Genomic DNA, 4,339 nt, shown 5'->3' with positions numbered 1-4,339 from the left:
CAACCAGCGCGATCAGGGCCTGAAATTCGAGCTGCTGATTCCGGTGACCAGCATCGAGAAGCCGACCGCCTGCTTGAGCTTCAATTGTCACCAGGACCATTTTGGCCAGACCTGGGGCCTGAAGTTCGCCGACGGGGAGTTCTGCCATTCGGCCTGCGTCGGCTTCGGGCTGGAGCGCGTGGCGCTGGCGCTGTTCCGCCACCATGGGCCGGACACGGAAGCCTGGCCGGCGGCGGTCCGCGACGTGCTCTGGAGCGTGTGAGATGCTGAGGGCTATCGCCGGCCTCGATCCGGCCACCTACCGGCCGCACTGGCTGCACGATCCGCAAAGGCGGTGGCCGCAGACCAACTGCTATGTCGACCTTCTGATCGAGGTTCTGCACGCGACCGGGCACGATCCGGTCGCGGCGCTCGGTTTCACCGCGGCGCAGGATTTCGAAGGTGATCAGTTCACGTTCTTCAAGTTCCCGACCGCCGACCTGCAGAGGCTGGCGGGGCTGGACATCCAAGAGCTGGCGGTCTTCGACCGGCTGGAGACGCATGTGCTGACGCAAGTCGAGCTCGGCCGGCTGCCGCTGGTCGAGGTCGATGCCTTCTACCTGCCCGACACCAAAGGCCTCACCTACCGCAGCGGCCACTCCAAGACCACAGTCGGCATCAATGCGCTCGATCCCGAGTCGCGGCAGATGCGCTACTTCCACAATGACGGCTACTTCGCGCTCGAGGGCCAAGACTATGACGGCATCTTCGGCCAATGGGATGGTGTGTCGGCGGGCGACCTGCCGCTGTTTCCTTACGCGGAATTCGTGAAGCTCGACGCCACGCGCCCGGCCCGCGACGCGGTCGGGACCGCGGCGGCGCTGCTCGCGCATCACCTGAAGCGGCGGCCGAAGCGCAATCCGCTCGCCGCCTATGCGGCCGCGTTCGGCCGCCACGCTGAAAGGCTGGCGACGAAGTCGCCTGCCTATTTCCACACCTATGCCTTCAACACGCTGCGGCAGGTCGGCGCGAATTTCGAACTTCTTGGCAGTCATCTCGAATGGCTGGGGCAGCACGGCGAAACCTGCCTGGCAGAGGCGGTGCAAGCCGCCGGCAGCATTGCCGAGGGCGCCAAGGTCATGCAGTTCAAGCTCGCCCGCGCGATGGCGCGGCAGCGCTTCGACGGCTTGACCGAAGCAATCGCGCCGATGGCGCAGGCCTACGAAACGGTGATGAACGTGCTGGACGCCCGCATGGCCGGTGTCGCCTCCAAGGCGGCCTAGCGGGCCGGCCGACGCGCATTTGATGATGGGTGGGGGAATGGACGCCACGGTGTCGATCGCCGGCACTGCCGGATTGCTGGATCGGGGGTGGCGGATGGCCATCTCGGCGGCAGGTGCCTGGGCTTCGCCGAATGACATAGACGCAAATGCCGAATGGCTGGACGCGGCCTGTCCCGGCACGGCGGCCGCCACGCTGGAAAAGCATGGCCGCTGGGACCGCAAGCAGCCAACCCGGCTGCACGACCGCGATGTCTGGTACAGCCGCAGGCTCGACGCGACCGGTCCGGTGCGGCTGGTGTTCGAGGGGCTGGCGACTGTCGCCGAGGTCTGGCTTGACGATCGGCTGTTGTTCACCTCGACCTCGATGTTCGAGCGCCATGAGGCTGCGGTAAGCCTTTCAGGGGGCGAGCAACTCGCCATCGTCTTTCGCAGTCTCGACCGCCATCTGGAAACGGCGATCGGTCCGCGCGCCCGCTGGCGCCCTCGCATGATCGACGATCAGCGGCTGCGGCTGGTGCGCACGACCCTGATCGGCCATATGCCGGGCTGGTGCCCGAGCTTCGATGTCGTCGGGCCGTGGCGTCCCGTCAAGCTGATCCACGAAAATGGCGGGCAGCGCATCCTCGATGCCGACATGCGCGCCAGGCTCGACGGCACGACCGGGCATCTTGCCGTTGCGATAACCCTCGCCGAACCCTTCGACAATGCGCAAACGGCGCATGTCAGCTGTGCCGGAGTGCGCGCGCCCCTCAAGTTCGAGACACCCACCCGGCTGACGGCGGAATTGGCCATTGCCGATGTCGCCCCATGGTGGCCGAACAGACATGGCGAGCCGGCGCTGCACGAAGTGATGGCGACGCTGGGCACGGTGCGCAGCCGGCTGGGCCGGGTCGGATTCCGCCGCATTGAGATCGATCGCGGTGCCGACGGAGGCGATTTTCGCCTGGTCGTCAACGGCGTGCCGGTGTTCTGCCGCGGCGCGGTCTGGACGCCCTCCGATCCCGTGCGACTGCCCTGCGAGCGAGCCGAAATCGAGCCCGACCTCGATCTCGCGCGCCAAGCCGGCGTCAACATGCTGCGGGTCGGCGGCACCTTCGCCTATGAAAGCGATGCCTTCCACGAGCTGTGCGATGAGATGGGCATTCTGGTCTGGCAGGACCTCATGCTCGCCAATTTCGACTATCCGGCGAAGAACGAGGCTTGGCGGGCGGCGCTGTCGCGCGAGGTGGAGAACCTGTTGGGGCGGCTTCGGCATTCGCCGTCGCTGGCGGTGCTGTGTGGCGGCAGCGAGGTGGCGCAGCAGGCCGCGATGCTCGGCATGCCGGTGGCGATGGATCCGACACCCTGGTTCGACGATGTCGTGCGTCCGGCCGCGCAGGCGATCCTGCCCGATCTGGCGCTCGTGTCCTCCTCGCCCTCCGGCGGCAGCCTGCCCTTCGCCGCGGATGGCGGCCCGACGCACTACTATGGCGTCGGCGCCTATTGCCGGCCGCTGGAGGACGCGCGCCGCGCGGAGGTGCGTTTCGCCAGCGAATGCCTCGCCTTCGCCAACGTGCCGGAACAGGCGACGCTCGATGAGCATCTGCCCGTTCCGCCCGGCCACGATCCGCGCTGGAAGGCCGGCGTGCCGCGCGATGCAGGTGCGTCGTGGGATTTCGAGGACGTGCGCGAGCATTATCTGGAGACGCTGTTCGGCGTCGACGCTCGCCGGCTGCGCATGGAGGATCCAGCGCGCTACCTCGACCTCTCGCGCGCTGTCATTGCCGAGGTGGTTGAGCGCACGATCGATGAATGGCGCAGACCGGCCTCCCCGACGGCGGGCGCGCTGGTGTTCTTCTGGAAGGATCTGCTCCCGGGAGCAGGGTGGGGCGTCGTCGATTCTGCCGGTCGGCCGAAATCGGTCTGGCATGCGCTGAGACGCGCCTTCGCGCCGCTCCGGCTGACGCTGAGCGATGAGGGCGTCAACGGGCTGAGCGTCCATCTCGTCAATGACACGGCAAGGGCAGTCGAGGCGACGCTATCGCTTGCCTGCCTGCGCGACGGCGTCACCCCGGTGGTGGCGGCGCGCCGGCCGGTCACTCTGCAGGCGCGCGGGACGCAGTCGCTTGCGGCATTCTCGCTGCTCGGCGCCTTCTTTGATCTGTCTTATGCCTATCGCTTCGGCCCAGCGGGGCACGAGGTAACCGTGGCAAGGCTGGAAGACCGCGACGGCGAGATCCTGGCCGAAGCCTTTCATGTGCTTCCCGGCGTCATGACCGCGCGACGCGATGTCGGCCTGTCGGCAGGGCTGATGCGCGGCAGAGACGGCTGGCGCCTGCGGCTCGCTTGCAAGCGCGCCGCCTATCACGTCGCCATCAAGGATGGGCTGTTCTTCCCGCGCGAGAACGGCTTCCACCTGATGCCGGGCGCGGTGAAGGAAATTGGCCTGGATGGGCCGGCCTCTGCCACTCCGGCCGGCGTCGTGACGGCGCTGAATGGCGATCGCGAGGTGGCCTACGATGCGCCGCAAGCCGACAATGTAGAGACCAGGGCGGAGATCATGCGTTCGTTGCGGCCTGCCGGGAGCGTGGCATGAAGGGGGTCGTCTTCGCCGACACGATCGGCTGGCTTCATGAAGGCAGGGGAACCGGGCGACGCGGCCGGGGTGTCGTGATCGCCGGGGCGCATGGCCACGAGGACCTGTGCAGCCGGCGTTTCCTGCGGCTTCTGGCTGACAAGGTGGCCGAAAACGGTCTGCCGGCGCTGCAATTCGACTATCCCGGCTGCGGCAATGCCGCCGGGGATCATTCAACGCCCGGTCAGGTGCAACGGTGGACGGCGAGCATAGGCGCGGCGATCGATCGGCTGAAGCAGGATTGCGGCGTGGCGGACGTCATTTTGGTCGGCTTCCGGCTTGGTGCCCTGCTGGCCCCGCTGGCGGCGGCCGGACGCGACGACGTGGCGGGTCTCGTGCTGCTCGCGCCGCCGTCCTCCGGCAAGGCCTATGTTCGCGAGGTCACAGCCATGTCGCGCATGATCGACGCGCCGCTGGCCAGCCGTTCGGCGGGCGAAGGGGTTTTCACCGAGGGGCGCGAGGC

Annotated in this window: 3 protein-coding genes and 1 pseudogene; all 4 read left to right on the top strand. The window is 67.6% G+C overall.

Going from position 1 to position 4,339, the window contains the following annotated elements; genetic code table 11:
• A pseudogene (locus EOA75_RS29505) lies at window positions 1–262 on the top strand (hypothetical protein); the annotation flags it as partial.
• Window position 263: 1 nt separating this feature from the next.
• A complete protein-coding gene (locus EOA75_RS29500) occupies window positions 264–1,262 on the top strand; it encodes a DUF1839 family protein (protein ID WP_127325801.1) in 999 nt (332 codons plus the stop codon).
• A gap of 37 nt (window positions 1,263–1,299) precedes the next feature.
• Window positions 1,300–3,837: a glycoside hydrolase family 2 protein gene (locus tag EOA75_RS29495; protein WP_245466775.1), complete on the top strand. Its 2,538-nt coding sequence runs from the start codon at window positions 1,300–1,302 to the stop codon at window positions 3,835–3,837.
• The coding region (locus tag EOA75_RS29490) for an alpha/beta fold hydrolase (RefSeq protein ID WP_127325800.1) at window positions 3,834–4,339 on the top strand (506 nt) is incomplete at its 3' end. The genes EOA75_RS29495 and EOA75_RS29490, both read left to right, overlap by 4 nt.

Origin of the sequence: Mesorhizobium sp. M1A.F.Ca.IN.022.07.1.1 (assembly GCF_003997575.1) — a bacterium.
Lineage (GTDB): Bacteria > Pseudomonadota > Alphaproteobacteria > Rhizobiales > Rhizobiaceae > Mesorhizobium.
This window is presented reverse-complemented; position numbering and strand designations above follow the sequence as displayed.

Coding starts and splice junctions, on each gene's coding strand:
- EOA75_RS29495 (WP_245466775.1), top strand. CDS start 1,300: ATGGACGCCACGGTGTCGATCGCCGGCACTGCCGGATTGCTGGATCGG.
- EOA75_RS29500 (WP_127325801.1), top strand. CDS start 264: ATGCTGAGGGCTATCGCCGGCCTCGATCCGGCCACCTACCGGCCGCAC.